The organism is Pseudomonas sp. Z003-0.4C(8344-21) (genome assembly GCF_900104975.1).
GTDB lineage: Bacteria > Pseudomonadota > Gammaproteobacteria > Pseudomonadales > Pseudomonadaceae > Aquipseudomonas > Aquipseudomonas granadensis.
Window position 1 is genome coordinate 536,099 of sequence record NZ_LT629756.1, and the last position, 13,033, is coordinate 549,131.

Consider the following 13,033-nt stretch of genomic DNA (forward strand, 5'->3'; position numbering starts at 1 on the left):
CTGTCGCCTTCTCCGCGGCGCGGCCTCATTAAGCCAAAAGCTTAATTTCCCCCCTCCATAAATGATTACGTCATTCCTATATGAATCTGACTGAACTCAAGCAAAAGCCGATTACCGAACTGCTCGAATTAGCCGAACAGATGGGCATAGAAAATATGGCCCGTTCGCGCAAGCAGGACGTGATTTTCTCCCTGCTGAAAAAACACGCGAAAAGCGGCGAGGAAATCTCCGGTGATGGCGTGCTGGAGATTCTCCAGGACGGCTTCGGCTTCCTGCGCTCCGCAGACGCTTCCTACCTGGCCGGCCCGGACGATATCTACGTCTCGCCGAGCCAGATCCGCCGCTTCAACTTGCGCACCGGTGACACCATCGTTGGCAAGATCCGCCCTCCGAAGGAAGGCGAGCGGTATTTCGCACTGCTCAAGGTCGACACGATCAACTTCGATCGTCCGGAGAACGCGAAAAACAAGATTCTCTTCGAGAACCTGACCCCGCTGTTCCCTACCGTGCGCATGAAGATGGAAGCCGGCAACGGTTCCACCGAAGACCTGACCGGTCGGGTGATCGACCTGTGCGCGCCGATCGGCAAAGGCCAGCGTGGTCTGATCGTTGCACCGCCGAAAGCCGGTAAGACGATCATGCTGCAGAACATCGCGGCGAACATCGCGCGTAACAATCCTGAAGTGCACCTGATCGTGCTGCTGATCGACGAACGTCCGGAAGAAGTGACCGAAATGCAGCGCACCGTGCGCGGCGAAGTGGTTGCCTCGACGTTCGACGAGCCGCCGACCCGTCACGTCCAGGTTGCCGAAATGGTGATCGAGAAGGCCAAGCGCCTGGTCGAACACAAGAAAGACGTGGTGATCCTGCTCGACTCCATCACCCGTCTGGCCCGTGCCTACAACACCGTGATCCCGAGCTCCGGCAAGGTTCTGACCGGTGGTGTCGATGCCCACGCGCTGGAGAAGCCGAAGCGTTTCTTCGGTGCCGCGCGTAACATCGAAGAAGGCGGCTCGCTGACCATTATCGCCACCGCGCTGGTTGAAACCGGCTCGAAGATGGACGAAGTGATCTACGAAGAGTTCAAGGGTACCGGCAACATGGAACTGCCGCTGGATCGCAAGATCGCTGAGAAGCGTGTGTTCCCGGCAATCAACATCAACCGCTCCGGCACCCGCCGCGAAGAGTTGCTGACCGCCGACGACGAACTGCAGCGCATGTGGATTCTGCGCAAGCTGCTGCACCCGATGGACGAAGTCGCTGCCATCGAATTCCTGGTCGACAAGCTGAAAACGACCAAGACCAACGACGAGTTCTTCTTGTCGATGAAACGCAAGTAACACGCAAGCCGTTGCAAGGAGCGCTCCGTAAGGGGCGCTTTTTTTGGCCCGAGATTTATTTGTATCTGGATTGAAGTTTGCCCGACTGATAACTTCGCGCCTTCAAGGGATTTTGTATCCAGAACAGGTAAGGTTTTTCATGCACACGTTTGGCAATCGCCGTGACATCGACGGTTTACGCGCACTCGCGGTTCTTCCCGTCGTGCTGTTCCATTTCGGATTCAATACATTCAGCGGCGGCTTTGTCGGCGTCGACGTTTTTTTCGTCATCTCCGGTTTTCTGATTACCTCGATCCTGTTCCGTGAAATCAGTGCCCAGCGCTTCAGCTTCCTCGATTTCTGGGGCCGTCGCGCCCGGCGTATTCTCCCGGCGTTGACGGTGGTCGTGGTGGTGACGCTGGCGCTGGGCTGGTTACTGCTGACCGCCAAAGACCTGTCCGATCTGGGGCGGACAATCCGTTACCAGTCGCTGTTCATTTCCAACATCCTGTTCATGCGCGAGGACGGCTACTTCGAACCGGCCTCCGATCTCAAACCCTTATTGCATACCTGGTCGCTGGCCGTCGAAGAGCAGTACTACATCTTCTTCCCGCTGATGATGGTGCTGTTGATGCGCTATGTCCGGCATTGGCGCTGGATGCTGTTCGCTGTGCTGCTGGTGTCGTTCGGGCTGAACATCGTCTACATCGAGCGGCGCCCGGAATTCGCCTTCTTCTCCCTGCCGACCCGCGCCTGGGAATTGCTCTGCGGCGCCATGCTCGCGGTAATGCCGGCGGCCAAACACGCGCCGCGGCTCTGGGTCCGGCAGGCGGTCGGCCTGGCCGGACTGGCGGCGGTGCTGCTGGCGGTCTTCACCTTTGACAAGTCCACGGTGTTCCCGGGCTGGGCAGCCTTGCTGCCGGTGCTCGGTACGACGGCATTGATCTGGTCGGGCGCGCGCGGTCCGACACTGGCCGGCCAGTTGTTGAGCCTGCGGCCGATGGTGTGGATCGGTCTGCTTTCGTACTCGTTGTATTTGTGGCACTGGCCGATTTATGTGTATGCCAACGCGATCTCGATCGATGGCATTCAGCCGCTTGAAGCGCTTGGCTGGATCGCCCTGGCCGTGGCGTTGGCGTGGCTGAGTCTGCGTTTTGTCGAGCTGCCGTTTCGCGAGAAACGCGTGTTCGCCAGCCGTAACTCGGTGCTGGTCGGTGGCCTGGTATCCATCGCCGCGCTGGCGGTGGTTGGCTCGGCCATCCGTTCGGCCGACGGCGTGCCGCAACGTCTGAGCGGCAAGGCACTTGAGTATGCGCAGTCCCAGGAATGGAACGCCGGGCAAATGAAGTGCATGCACATGAGTAAGGACAAGACTCTGGACAAGGCCTGTCGCGTGGGCGGCGATCAACAGGTCGCGCCGACGAAAATGTTCTGGGGCGACAGTCACACCGCTGCGCTGCTGCCGGCCATCGAAGGCAACAGCCAGCGTGACGGTCAGCCCGTGTGGCTGTACAGCCTGACCGGATGCCCACCGATCATCGATGACGCCTTGCGTGCGCAGTGCAAGCAGTTCAATCAGCGCAACATGCAGTTGGTCCGTGATCTGGGCATCAAGGACGTGGTGCTGGCGGCGAACTGGAGTCTGTACGTCTACGGGCGTGAGGACGGCGATGGCGACAAGCAGTTCCTGCTCGATCCTTCGCGCAATGTGGCGCAATCGGAGCAACGCATGGCGGCGGCGATCAAGGCGCAAGTCAGCGAACTGCGTGAGGCGGGTGCGCAGGTCTGGCTGTTCAAGGAAGTGCCGTTGCAGCACAAGAGCTACATCAGCCGCCTGACCAGCCTGGCGCGGATTGGCCGCTCGGCCGAAGGACTGGGGCGGCCGCTGGGTGAGCATCTGGCGCGGCAGCAGTTTTTCACCGGTCTGTTCGGCTCGATGAGCGCTGCCGATTCCGGCGTGCATGTCATCGACCCGACGCCGCTGATGTGCAAGGACGGCCTGTGCATGATTGATGTCGACGGCCATTCGCAATACAAGGATGCCGATCATCTTTCCGACGCTGGCAGCGCGCGTTTGAGTCCTTTGTTTGCGCCGATGTTGCTGGGCACCAGCCGCCATTGAGCGATGCCTGGCACTGACGGGCTGCTGTTTGCCCGTCAGAGCAGGTAGGATGTACGCCTATTTTGAGGGTGCCATCGTCAATGAAATTCAAGGATCTTCGGGATTTCGTGCAGCAGCTTGAGCAGCGCGGAGAGTTGAAACGCATCCAGATTCCCGTCTCGCCGGTGCTGGAGATGACTGAGGTGTGCGACCGCACGCTGCGGGCCAAGGGCCCGGCGCTGCTGTTCGAGAAACCCACCGGCTACGACATTCCAGTGCTCGGCAACCTGTTCGGCACCCCCGAGCGGGTGGCCATGGGCATGGGCGCCGAGTCGGTCAGCGAGCTGCGCGAGATCGGCAAGCTGCTGGCCTTCCTCAAGGAACCGGAGCCGCCGAAGGGTTTGAAGGACGCGTGGTCGAAACTGCCGATTTTCCGCAAGATCATTTCAATGGCGCCCAAAGTCGTCAAAGACGCGGTGTGCCAGGAAGTGGTCATCGAAGGTGACGATGTCGATCTGGCGATGCTGCCGGTACAGACCTGCTGGCCCGGCGATGTCGGCCCGCTGATCACCTGGGGCCTGACCGTCACCAAAGGCCCGAACAAGGAGCGCCAGAACCTCGGTATCTACCGTCAGCAAGTGATCGGCCGTAACAAGGTGATCATGCGCTGGCTCAGCCACCGTGGCGGCGCCCTCGATTTCCGCGAATGGTGCGAGAAGCATCCGGGCCAGCCGTTCCCGGTGTCCGTTGCCCTTGGCGCCGACCCGGCGACCATTCTTGGCGCAGTCACGCCGGTACCGGACAGCCTTTCCGAATACGCCTTTGCCGGTCTGCTGCGCGGCAACCGCACCGAGCTGGTCAAGTGCCGTGGCAACGACCTGCAAGTGCCGGCCACCGCCGAGATCATCCTTGAAGGCGTAATCCATCCGGGCGAAATGGCCGACGAAGGTCCATATGGCGACCACACCGGTTATTACAACGAAGTCGACAGCTTTCCCGTGTTCACTGTCGAACGCATCACCCACCGGATCAAGCCGATCTACCACAGCACCTACACCGGCCGGCCGCCGGACGAGCCGGCGATTCTCGGCGTGGCGCTGAACGAAGTGTTCGTGCCGATCCTGCAGAAGCAGTTCCCGGAGATCACCGACTTTTACCTGCCGCCCGAAGGCTGCTCGTACCGCATGGCCATCGTGACCATGAAAAAGTCGTATCCGGGGCATGCCAAGCGCGTGATGCTCGGTGTCTGGTCGTTTTTGCGACAGTTCATGTACACCAAGTTCGTTATCGTCACCGACGACGATATCAACGCCCGTGACTGGAACGATGTGATCTGGGCCATTACCACGCGCATGGACCCCAAGCGCGACACGGTGATGATCGATAACACCCCGATCGACTATCTGGATTTCGCCTCGCCGATTTCCGGCCTGGGCTCGAAGATGGGCCTGGATGCCACTCACAAGTGGCCGGGCGAAACCACCCGCGAGTGGGGCCGTGTGATCGTCAAGGACGACGCCGTGACTCAACGGATCGATGCCATCTGGAATCAGTTAGGAATAGATTGATGCGTGTAACCCTGCAGCCTTCCGGAGCAGTGCTCGAGATACAGCCCGGTGAGCGGATTCTCGACGGCGCGCGGCGCCTGGGTTTTGATTGCCCGCAAAGCTGCCGCAACGGTAACTGCCACGTGTGTGCGGCGCTGCTGGTCGAAGGTCGCGTCGAGCAGAACGGCCAGGTCCATGATCATGGCGAGTTCTACACCTGCATCGCCGAGCCGCTGGAAGACTGCGTGCTGCTCTGGGATGGCGTCCTCGCGCTGGGCGAACTGCCGGTGCGCAGCCTGTCGTGCCAGGTCATCGAATGCCGCGAAGTCGGCGGCGACACCTGGCGCGTGCGTCTGCGCGCGCCGGCCGGCAAGCCACCGCGCTATCACGCCGGGCAGTATCTGATGATCGAGCGCGAGAACGGCGAGAAATCGGCGTTCTCCATGGCCTCTGCGCCGCACGGCGGGCGTGATCTGGAAATCCATGTACTGGCGCGCGAAGCCAGTGCACTGAGCCTGATCGAGCAGCTGCAACGCAACCCGATGGTGCGCGTCGAGTTGCCATTCGGCGACACCCATCTGGCCGAACTGCCTGACGGTCCGTTGGTATTGGTCGCCGCCGGTACCGGCATGGGCCAGATTCACAGCCTGATCGAACATTGCCGCGCCAATGGCTTCAAGCACCCGGTGCATCTGTATTGGGGCGTGCGCCGTCCGGAAGATTTCTACCAGATCGAACATTGGGATGAATGGCTGAAACTGCCCAACCTGTTTCTGCACAAGGTCGTCAGCGATCAGTGCGGTTGGGAAGGGCGCTGCGGGATGCTGCACGAAGCGGTATGCGAAGACTTTGCCGATCTCAAGCCTTTGCACGTCTACGCCAGCGGTTCACCGGCCATGGTTTACGGCACCCTCGACGCGCTGGTCGAGGCGGGGATGGACGCCCATCAAATGCGCGCTGACGTATTCGCTTATGCACCGCGTTCCTGATTTCATATAACTTCATATATAGCCGATCGGTATTTATGGAATTGAATAAATACCGGTAGGTTATATATCCATCAGGCAATTAAATAATCTTTGTGCCATGGCACTTAATTTGCCTGAAAACACATGTGCCTTATTGTTACAGCGGTGCGTTCTATTAAGTAATTCTTCGCCCGCGGGGAGCTGAACGCTATTCGCCATGAGCGCCATTGAAAACGCTTTTCTGAACCTGGCTTACCCTCCGCGGCTCGAACTCGGGCCGCAGCTGACCCACGAGCAATTGCTCGCCTCCATGCAATCGACCATGGCGCGCCACAAGGGCGGGCCGGTGTGGCTGTTCGCTTACGGTTCGTTGATCTGGCGCCCGGAATGCACCGCCGTCGAGAGGATGCGCGGTCGGGTGCACGGTTATCATCGTGGCCTCTATTTATGGTCGCATGAACACCGCGGCACGCCGGAAATGCCCGGGCTGGTGTTCGGTCTGGATCGCGGCGGTTCGTGCAGCGGCTTCGCCTACCGGTTGCCGGAAGACAATCTCGATACCGCGCTGTACGCCTTGTGGAAACGCGAGATGCCGGTGCCGTCGTATCGGCCGCACTGGCTCAACTGCCGGCTCGAAGATGGCACTCAGGTGCAGGCCTTGGGCTTCGTGCTGGAGCGGCACCTGCCCAGCTATGCCGGCAACCTGCCGGACCATGTGCTGAGCCAGGTATTCGCCAGCGCCAGCGGGCGTTACGGCACCACTCGCGATTATGTCGAGCAGACCGCACACGCCCTGCGCAGCCACGCCATGCCAGACCGTAATCTGGAGGCGCGGCTCAAGCGCTGTCAGTCAACCTGCGATCAGGCGACCGCTTCACGGCTCTGACTGGCGACTTGCTTGTGCCATAGCGTCGGGGCCAGGAAGGCCATTGCCAACAGGCAAGCGCCGACCAGCAACACGAAGCCGCCGTCCCAGCCGAAGTGGTCGACGGTGTAGCCCATCGCCGCACTGGCCGCGACTGAACCGCCCAGATAACCGAACAGACCGGTAAAACCTGCGGCTGTACCGGCGGCTTTCTTCGGTGCCAGTTCTAGCGCCTGCAAGCCGATCAGCATCACCGGGCCGTAGATCAGGAAGCCGATCGACAGCAGGGCGATCATGTCGACCATCGGGTTGCCGGCCGGATTCAGCCAGTAAACCAGCGTCGCGACCGTCACCAGAGCCATGAACACCATGCCGGTCAAGCCACGGTTGCCGCGGAAAATCTTGTCCGACATCCAGCCGCACAGCAGCGTGCCCGGGATACCTGCCCACTCATAAAAGAAATACGCCCACGAGGTTTTATCCACGGTGAAGCCCTTGGCTTCTTTCAGGTAGGTCGGCGCCCAGTCCAGCACGCCGTAGCGCAGCAGGTAGACGAAAACGTTAGCGAGGGCGATGTACCAAAGCATTTTGTTGCGCAGCACGTACTTGACGAAGATTTCCTTGGCGCTGAATTCGTCTTCGTGGCTGGCATCGTAGCCTTCCGGGTAATCGTTCTTGTACTGCTCGATCGGCGGCAGGCCGACCGATTGCGGGGTGTCGCGCATGGTGATGAAGGCAAACACCGCCACGCCCAGCGCCACCGCCGCCGGTACATAGAACGCCGCGTGCCAGTCGTTGAACAGGCCCATGCCGAGCAGGAACAGCGGGCCGATCAAGCCGCCACCGACGTTGTGCGCCACGTTCCACACCGAGACCACGCCGCCACGTTCCTTCTGCGACCACCAGTGCACCATGGTCCGCCCGCTCGGCGGCCAGCCCATGCCCTGCGCCCAACCGTTGATGAACAACAGGATGAACATCATGGTCACGCTGGACGTGGCCCAAGGCGCGAAACCGAAAATGAACATTACCCCGGCCGACACCAGCAGGCCGAATGGCAGGAAGAAGCGCGGGTTGGAACGGTCGGACACCAGGCCCATGAGGAACTTCGACAGACCGTAGGCGATGGCGATCGCCGACATCGCCAGACCCAGGTCGCCGCGGCTGTAGCCTTCGTCGATCAGGTACGGCATGGCCAGCGAGAAGTTTTTGCGCAGCAGGTAGTAACCCGCATAGCCGATGAAGATACCGGCGAAGATCTGCCAGCGCAGGCGTCGGTAGGTGCTGTCTATTTTTTCTTCAGGCAAAGGAGCCTGATGTGCGGCAGGACGAAAGAAAGCAAACATTCAAGAGCTCCAGTTTTCTTGTTTTGACTGCGGATGCGAATGTTACAGTTTCGTTACCGAAAATAGCATCGCTTGACGTCGGCAAAACAGTGGAAATCGGGGCAGTTGAGCGTTCCTTTACGAACATGTCGCTCAGACGTAAGAGCAGGGCGTTTTGGGGATGGTGACTCAGGTGGGTTTTTGCGGTTTTCGCGAATTGATAAAGGGCTGATCTCAACGTCGAGGCGATCCGGGTTACTGGCCCGGATCGCTCCGTGGCCTTAACGGACCTGAACGACAACCTTGCCCACAGCCTTGCGCTGGCCCAGATCATTGATCGCCTGCGCGGCACCGGTCAGCGGATAAACCTGCGACACCAGCGGCTTCAACTTGCCCTCGGCAAACCAGCCGAACAGTTGCGCAAAGTTCGCCGCGTTGTCCTGCGGCTGGCGCTGGGCGAACGAGCCCCAGAAGACGCCGAGTACCGCCGCGCCTTTGAGCAACGCGAGGTTGACCGGCAGCTCCGGTATGCGACCGCTGGCGAAGCCGACCACCAGCAGCCTGCCGTTCCAGGCGATGGCGCGGATGGCCTGATCGAACAGGTCGCCGCCGACCGGGTCGTAGATCACGTCGGCGCCCTGGCCGTCGGTGAGGCGTTTGATTTCGTCCTTGAGATTGGCTTCGCTGTAATTGATCAGCTCATCGGCGCCAGCGGCTTTCGCCACTTCGAGTTTTTCCGCGCTGCTGGCAGCGGCAATCACGCGGGCGCCCATGGCCTTGCCGATCTCCACTGCTGCCAGGCCGACACCGCCGGAAGCACCGAGCACCAGCAGGGTTTCGCCCGGCTGCAGGTTGGCGCGCTGCTTCAGAGCGTGCATTGAGGTGCCATAAGTCATGCTGAACGCGGCGGCGATATTGAAATCCATCGACGGCGGAATCGGCAGCACGTTGTAGCCGGGCACCGCGACCTGCTCGGCAAAACTGCCCCAGCCGGTCAGGGCCATGACCCGGTCACCGACCTTGAGGTGGCTGACCTTTTCCCCGACTTCGCGAACCACGCCAGCCGCTTCACCACCCGGCGAGAACGGGAAGGGCGGCTTGAACTGGTACTTGCCCTCGATGATCAGCGTGTCCGGGAAGTTGACCCCGGCGGCGTGCACGTCCAGCAGGATTTCATTCTTCTTGGCGACAGGACTGGCGACGTCTTCCAGCACCAGCGATTCGGCAGGGCCGAAGGCTTTGCACAGCACGGCTTTCATCAGGGCTATTCCTTTGGGAGTGATGGCCGATAAGTGTAGGTGTGTGAATCAACGGGTCAACGAGCATGCCCGGCCCTGATAGTCAGGCATAAGCTTGTGCTTGTGCGGCGGGTCGTTATGCTAGGCCGCAAACCGGATAAGGAGCGAATTGTGAAAGCGTGGATCATGTTGTTGCTGGCCCTGTCTCTGCCTGTGGCAGCGCTGGCCGAAGAAGCCAAAGAAGGCGAGGCGCCGAAAGTCAATTACATTACCCTGAGCCCGCCGTTCGTCGGCAATTACGGCTTGGACGGCACGACCAAGCTCAAGGTCTTCAAGGCCGATGTCGCCTTGCGCGTAACCGGTGAAGAAGCGACCAAACTGGTCAAGGCCAACGAGCCGCTGATCCGAAATCAACTGGTGGCGCTGTTCACGCAGCAGAGCACCGAAGCGATGGGCAGCATCGAAGGCAAGGAAAAGCTGCGTCAGGAAGCGCTGAAGCAGACCCAACAGGTTATGAATGACGAGACGGGTAAGCCGGTGGTTGAGGATCTGTTGTTCAACAACCTGATCATTCAATAAGTCATCCGTTGTCCGGGCTGGCCCCGTCGCGAGCAGGCTCACTCCTACAATTGGAATGCATTCCCCTGTAGGAGTGAGCCTGCTCGCGATAGCTGTGTTTCAGTCGCAAAAAGTCTTATGGCTTGAGCGCAATCACCGCCGCCCACTGCTCCGCTGTCACCGGCATCACCGACAACCGCGAGCCCTTCTGCACCAGTGGCATCTCCGCCAGCGCGGTCTGCTGCTTCAGATAATCGAGCTTCAGCACTCGCGCAAACGTCTCGACGTGCTCGACATCAATCGCGCTCCAGGCATTTTTCTCCGCCGTAGCCTTGGGATCGAAGTAATGGCTCTCTGGCTCCAGCGCCGTCGGATCGGGATACGCCGCTTCGATGATCCTGCCGATCCCGGCAATCCCCGGCTCCGGGCAACTGGAGTGGTAGAAAAAGAATTCGTCACCTACTGCCATCGCGCGCAGGAAATTGCGCGCCTGATAATTGCGAACCCCGTCCCAGCGCGCCTTGCCGAGCTTTTCCAGGCCTTTGATCGAGAGCTCGTCGGGCTCGGATTTCATCAGCCAATAGGCCATGTTGGGTGCTCCTGAAACGGTCGTTGGGCAGGTTGTCGGGCAATTTTATGACAAACCGACAGTCGGTTGACGTCAGCGTTTGCGCACCGGTTCACGTTGCCGCAAAATGCCGGCCTTTAAAGCTTGACGCTGCTGCACGGCCTACACACGGAAACCGCTGCTGTCATCGTGATGATGTGCCTTGAGGGGGGCAATCGATGAAACGCAAACCGGATTTACTATGGACTTTGGTAATTTTGTTCGGCCTGGGCGTCGTTACCACCGGTTACGCGCAGAGCCTGTGGGCGAACAAGGCGGATGCACCGATTGAGATTGCACAACAAGTGCAACAGTCGACGGCCTTCAAGCGCTGAAACTGTCTTCCTCGGCGCCGCTGTTCTGGCGGCGTCCTGTCACGCGAAATACCACGCCTTGTCGGTGACCGTGCCCTGTAACGGTACATCCCAGCTCGCCTGCGCCAGACGTTCGACCTTCTGACATTCATGGGCCAGGCCCAGCAGCGTCGGCTTGCGCCAGTTTTTGCGCCGGGCCAGATAGGCGAGGCTGCGATCGTAGAAACCGCCGCCCATGCCCAGCCGACCGCCGACATCATCGAACCCCACCAGCGGCAGCAGCACCAGATCCAGCGCCCAGACCTTGCGTTGCCGACTCAGATTGGCCTGCGGTTCGAGAATGCGAAAACGATTGGGTCTGAGTTTTTCGCCGGGGCGCACGCGCTGAAAAACCATTTTGGTCCGCGGCCAGGCGCTGAGCACCGGTAGATAGGTCGCCTTGCCCCGGCGCTGGGCTTCGCGCAGCAGCAGACGCGGATCGATTTCGCCGTCGGTGGGCAAATACAAAGAAATGTGTTTCGCCCGACGAAAATGCGGGTCTTGCGCCAGTTGCCGGAACAGGCCTTGGGCAGCCTGGTGTTGCTCGGCGTTGCTCAGCGAGCGACGCGCCTTGCGCAGCAGGCGGCGGAGTTGCGGGCGAGGCAGCAGCGCGGGTTCAGTCATGGTTCGGCTTCGGCAGGGTGGACGAAAACGTACGCATAAAAAATCCGATGTCGGCATAAACCGACATCGGATTCGAATCAGGCTCCCCGGATGTACCGCTGTCAACTCAGCCCTTGAACCCGAAAGTTCAAGGTGGAAGAAGCAGTAGACTTTAAGGCTTTCCGTCTAGCGGACATGCACACCAGCCCAACGTGCAACTTCCAGGGTAGTGCGAATCGGCTCCGGGACATCGTCAACTGGCAAGCACCCCAGGGAGTGCCGCGAGTATACCTCAAGCTGCCAGGCGAATCAGCCCTTGGCGGTGTTCTGATCGTCGGCCAGCACCAGATCGACACGATCGAGCAAGTCACGCACCTGTTCGCGGGTCGAGCCACTGGCCTGGATGTCCGGGCGCTCTTCTTTGTGCAACAGGTCATGGGTGATGTTCAGCGCGGCCATCACGGCAATGCGATCGGCGCCGATGACTTTGCCGCTGCTGCGGATCTCGCGCATCTTGCCATCGAGATAGCGCGCGGCACTGACCAGATTGCTGCGTTCTTCCGGCGGGCAGATGATCGAATACTCTTTGTCGAGGATCTGCACGGTGACGCTATTGCTTGAACTCATGAGTCTTGCTCCAGGGCCTTGAGGCGCGAAATCATCGATTCGACCTTACGCCGGGCGATTTCGTTTTTTTCAATGAGGTGAGCGCGTTCCTCGCGCCAGGTCTTTTCCTGAGCTAGTAAGAGTGCGTTTTGACTCTTTAGTTGCTCGACTCGGCCAATCAGCAGTTCGAGTCTGGCCATCAGCGCTTGCAGGTCGGTGTCTTCCATTGTGTCCACTGGGTTGGAGTCTGTCTGATGGGATAGCTGGCGGACAGCCTTTAATAGTCTTGGCGAGTCTGTCGATGTAGGATACAAGGCCTTCATTCTAGACATAGCGCCGTCTGGCGCCTAGCTGCCCATGACCATTGCGAATTCCCCGTACCAAGCCTTTGCCACCCTGCTGACTGCCAGCGGCCACAACGTCTCGCCTGCCGAACTGCATGGCCTGCTGCTCGGACGCAGTTGCGCCGGCGCCGGCTTCGACCACGAGGGCTGGCTGATCGACGCCGCCGAACTGCTCGAAGGCGATCTTCAGGACAACGTCCGCAACGCCTTGATCGGCCTGCAGGAAATGGTCAAAGGCGAGCTGACCGGCGACGACGTCACCGTCGTTCTGCTGCTGCCGACCGATGACGCGCCGCTGCCGGACCGCGCTGCTGCGCTGGGCCAATGGTGCCAGGGCTTCCTCAGCGGTTTCGGCCTGAACTGCCGCGACAGCAGCATGCTTAGCACCGAAGCCACTGAAGTGCTGCAAGATCTGGCGGCCATCTCCCAGGTGCAGGACGCTCTGGAAGAATCCGAAGACGGCGAATCCGACTACATGGAAGTCATGGAGTACCTGCGCGTCGCGCCGCTGCTGCTGTTCTCGGAAACCAGGAAAGCCGATGCTGCGCCTGCCGCCAAGCCGTCGCTGCATTAATCGCGTGCCAGGGAAAGCCATCTGC

General features: G+C 60.2%; 14 protein-coding genes and 1 other RNA gene. 8 read left to right on the forward strand and 7 right to left on the reverse strand.

Annotated elements, in window-relative coordinates:
- Window positions 1-80 precede the first annotated feature (80 nt).
- The 5 genes from rho to BLU24_RS02470 all read left to right on the forward strand — a co-directional run bounded on the left by rho (window position 81) and on the right by BLU24_RS02470 (window position 6,821).
- On the forward strand, window positions 81-1,340 hold the full coding sequence (rho, locus tag BLU24_RS02450; protein ID WP_003229334.1) for a transcription termination factor Rho: 1,260 nt from the start codon (window positions 81-83) through the stop codon (window positions 1,338-1,340).
- 139 nt (window positions 1,341-1,479) lie between these two features.
- Window positions 1,480-3,441, forward strand: a complete 1,962-nt coding sequence (locus BLU24_RS02455) for an acyltransferase family protein (protein WP_093097216.1) — start codon at window positions 1,480-1,482, stop codon at window positions 3,439-3,441.
- Between the two features lie 80 nt (window positions 3,442-3,521).
- A complete protein-coding gene (gene ubiD / locus BLU24_RS02460) occupies window positions 3,522-4,988 on the forward strand; it encodes a 4-hydroxy-3-polyprenylbenzoate decarboxylase (protein WP_008081413.1) in 1,467 nt (488 codons plus the stop codon).
- Window positions 4,988-5,956 carry a CDP-6-deoxy-delta-3,4-glucoseen reductase gene (locus BLU24_RS02465; RefSeq protein ID WP_093097221.1) on the forward strand — a complete coding sequence of 323 codons (969 nt, stop codon included), beginning with the start codon at window positions 4,988-4,990 and terminating at the stop codon, window positions 5,954-5,956. Before ubiD ends, BLU24_RS02465 begins: the two co-directional genes overlap by 1 nt.
- 196 nt (window positions 5,957-6,152) lie before the next feature.
- Entirely contained in the window at window positions 6,153-6,821 is a 669-nt protein-coding gene (locus tag BLU24_RS02470) for a gamma-glutamylcyclotransferase (protein ID WP_093097226.1), read from the forward strand.
- Here BLU24_RS02470 and glpT read toward each other — a convergent pair.
- Both glpT and BLU24_RS02480 read right to left on the reverse strand, forming a co-directional pair.
- Window positions 6,797-8,146, reverse strand: coding sequence for a glycerol-3-phosphate transporter (gene glpT, locus BLU24_RS02475; RefSeq protein ID WP_090287357.1), 1,350 nt, complete (start codon window positions 8,144-8,146; stop codon window positions 6,797-6,799). The genes BLU24_RS02470 and glpT overlap by 25 nt on opposite strands.
- A 260-nt stretch (window positions 8,147-8,406) precedes the next feature.
- The gene (locus BLU24_RS02480; RefSeq protein ID WP_093097230.1) at window positions 8,407-9,384 is read right to left on the reverse strand and encodes an NADPH:quinone oxidoreductase family protein; all 978 of its coding nucleotides are present in this window, start codon (window positions 9,382-9,384) and stop codon (window positions 8,407-8,409) included.
- A gap of 150 nt (window positions 9,385-9,534) precedes the next feature.
- On the opposite strand from BLU24_RS02480, the gene BLU24_RS02485 reads away from it, so the two are divergent.
- Window positions 9,535-9,942, forward strand: a complete 408-nt coding sequence (locus tag BLU24_RS02485) for a flagellar basal body-associated protein FliL (protein WP_172833234.1) — start codon at window positions 9,535-9,537, stop codon at window positions 9,940-9,942.
- Between the two features lie 115 nt (window positions 9,943-10,057).
- Here BLU24_RS02485 and BLU24_RS02490 read toward each other — a convergent pair whose 3' ends face one another.
- The gene (locus BLU24_RS02490) at window positions 10,058-10,510 is read right to left on the reverse strand and encodes an EVE domain-containing protein (RefSeq protein ID WP_093097240.1); all 453 of its coding nucleotides are present in this window, start codon (window positions 10,508-10,510) and stop codon (window positions 10,058-10,060) included.
- Window positions 10,511-10,707: 197 nt separating this feature from the next.
- Between BLU24_RS02490 and BLU24_RS27730 the strand changes: the two genes are divergently transcribed.
- A complete protein-coding gene (locus tag BLU24_RS27730) occupies window positions 10,708-10,863 on the forward strand; it encodes a hypothetical protein (protein WP_090287349.1) in 156 nt (51 codons plus the stop codon).
- Between the two features lie 39 nt (window positions 10,864-10,902).
- Here BLU24_RS27730 and BLU24_RS02500 read toward each other — a convergent pair whose 3' ends face one another.
- The 4 genes from BLU24_RS02500 to BLU24_RS02515 form a co-directional block, all read right to left on the reverse strand.
- Complete coding sequence (locus tag BLU24_RS02500; protein ID WP_093097243.1) at window positions 10,903-11,505, reverse strand: 5-formyltetrahydrofolate cyclo-ligase; 603 nt, start codon at window positions 11,503-11,505, stop codon at window positions 10,903-10,905.
- A 79-nt stretch (window positions 11,506-11,584) separates the two neighbouring features.
- Window positions 11,585-11,763: non-coding RNA, 6S RNA (gene ssrS / locus BLU24_RS02505), on the reverse strand.
- 30 nt (window positions 11,764-11,793) lie between these two features.
- Complete coding sequence (locus BLU24_RS02510; RefSeq protein WP_016772632.1) at window positions 11,794-12,111, reverse strand: cell division protein ZapA; 318 nt, start codon at window positions 12,109-12,111, stop codon at window positions 11,794-11,796.
- Window positions 12,108-12,317, reverse strand: a complete 210-nt coding sequence (locus BLU24_RS02515; RefSeq protein ID WP_007911197.1) for a TIGR02449 family protein — start codon at window positions 12,315-12,317, stop codon at window positions 12,108-12,110. Before BLU24_RS02515 ends, BLU24_RS02510 begins: the two co-directional genes overlap by 4 nt.
- 130 nt (window positions 12,318-12,447) lie before the next feature.
- Here BLU24_RS02515 and BLU24_RS02520 point away from each other — a divergent pair, with 130 nt between their 5' ends.
- On the forward strand, window positions 12,448-13,008 hold the full coding sequence (locus tag BLU24_RS02520; protein ID WP_093097247.1) for a YecA/YgfB family protein: 561 nt from the start codon (window positions 12,448-12,450) through the stop codon (window positions 13,006-13,008).
- Window positions 13,009-13,033 lie beyond the last annotated feature (25 nt).

What these genes read in the sequence shown, in the direction of transcription:
- BLU24_RS02465 (WP_093097221.1), top strand. Translation starts at nt 4,988, where the DNA reads ATGCGTGTAACCCTGCAGCCTTCCGGAGCAGTGCTCGAGATACAGCCC.
- glpT (WP_090287357.1), bottom strand. Translation starts at nt 8,146, where the DNA reads ATGTTTGCTTTCTTTCGTCCTGCCGCACATCAGGCTCCTTTGCCTGAA.
- BLU24_RS02500 (WP_093097243.1), bottom strand. Translation starts at nt 11,505, where the DNA reads ATGACTGAACCCGCGCTGCTGCCTCGCCCGCAACTCCGCCGCCTGCTG.
- BLU24_RS02510 (WP_016772632.1), bottom strand. Translation starts at nt 12,111, where the DNA reads ATGAGTTCAAGCAATAGCGTCACCGTGCAGATCCTCGACAAAGAGTAT.
- BLU24_RS02470 (WP_093097226.1), top strand. Translation starts at nt 6,153, where the DNA reads ATGAGCGCCATTGAAAACGCTTTTCTGAACCTGGCTTACCCTCCGCGG.
- BLU24_RS02520 (WP_093097247.1), top strand. Translation starts at nt 12,448, where the DNA reads ATGACCATTGCGAATTCCCCGTACCAAGCCTTTGCCACCCTGCTGACT.
- BLU24_RS02480 (WP_093097230.1), bottom strand. Translation starts at nt 9,384, where the DNA reads ATGAAAGCCGTGCTGTGCAAAGCCTTCGGCCCTGCCGAATCGCTGGTG.
- BLU24_RS02490 (WP_093097240.1), bottom strand. Translation starts at nt 10,510, where the DNA reads ATGGCCTATTGGCTGATGAAATCCGAGCCCGACGAGCTCTCGATCAAA.
- ubiD (WP_008081413.1), top strand. Translation starts at nt 3,522, where the DNA reads ATGAAATTCAAGGATCTTCGGGATTTCGTGCAGCAGCTTGAGCAGCGC.
- BLU24_RS02515 (WP_007911197.1), bottom strand. Translation starts at nt 12,317, where the DNA reads ATGGAAGACACCGACCTGCAAGCGCTGATGGCCAGACTCGAACTGCTG.
- BLU24_RS02455 (WP_093097216.1), top strand. Translation starts at nt 1,480, where the DNA reads ATGCACACGTTTGGCAATCGCCGTGACATCGACGGTTTACGCGCACTC.
- rho (WP_003229334.1), top strand. Translation starts at nt 81, where the DNA reads ATGAATCTGACTGAACTCAAGCAAAAGCCGATTACCGAACTGCTCGAA.
- BLU24_RS27730 (WP_090287349.1), top strand. Translation starts at nt 10,708, where the DNA reads ATGAAACGCAAACCGGATTTACTATGGACTTTGGTAATTTTGTTCGGC.